Consider the following 942-nt stretch of genomic DNA (forward strand, 5'->3'; position numbering starts at 1 on the left):
CACTATATTGCCACACGTTGTGTGTTATGTACACAAATAAACAGACACGAATCAGAAGGTTAAAGAATAATATTTCGCGACAAAATTGCATTCCGATTTAAAAATTTATTTTGATGAAAAAATATTTACTTGTCTTTTGTCTTACTTGCATTTTCGGTTGCGTGCAACACACAAAAAAGAATGTTTCAATTCCTGAAACAGAGATGCATACAGCGAAACAATCATTCAGAGGGTTGGGGGTTGACAATAAAATATCCAAAGAAATATTGGACTCGATAATCTTTTCTCTACCCCATTGGCGACTTGATAAATTCAAAACAACTGATTTTCACGTATTGTTATCAATTAATTCACTAAAAGACAACCTTGCCTTAAAAGGTTTCAAATCGGATGAATTTGTACTCCACTTAATCAAAACAGAGGAAAATGGTTTTCTGTCTTTTTATCTAGAGCATACAGATGTTTATATCTATAGGTACAACTTAGACAAACTGTTTTTTGAATTAGAAAATAATCCTGAAATTGAAGAAATTGAATACATACCAATTACCGGGAATCGTATCACTCCATATGACGGTTGGTATACAGTCAACCCGGAAACATGGACAATTGAATTTAAATATAGAGACAAATATTAAGTACTAATTGAATGAAAAATTAAACACAACACACAACATCATATATAAAATATTGGGGATTAGGTGTTTGTGCCAACCTTTCTGCCCCGCACCAACTTTTGTAACGGCAGACAGGGAAGTCGCCCGCAAACCCCAACATTTCATATATGTAACCGTTATGCGCAAGCAAAAGTGCGACAGAGCATAACCAAACATGATTAATATGAAAATTAAACGACTGGATTACATTTTGACTGGGATTTCAGTGATTGCGGTGATTGTTTTGATATTGTCTTGCCTGAATATGCTTTTACCTGAACATGAA

The 942-nt window shown here is 34.1% G+C and carries 1 protein-coding gene; it reads left to right on the top strand.

Features of this window, described 5'->3' with window-relative positions; translation table 11 throughout:
• The first annotated feature begins 113 nt into the window (after positions 1–113).
• Positions 114–638 carry a hypothetical protein gene (locus B4W65_RS17060; protein ID WP_146697840.1) on the top strand — a complete coding sequence of 175 codons (525 nt, stop codon included), beginning with the start codon at positions 114–116 and terminating at the stop codon, positions 636–638.
• Positions 639–942 lie beyond the last annotated feature (304 nt).

This window comes from Geofilum rhodophaeum (assembly GCF_002210225.1).
Taxonomy (GTDB): Bacteria; Bacteroidota; Bacteroidia; order Bacteroidales; family Marinilabiliaceae; genus Geofilum; species Geofilum rhodophaeum.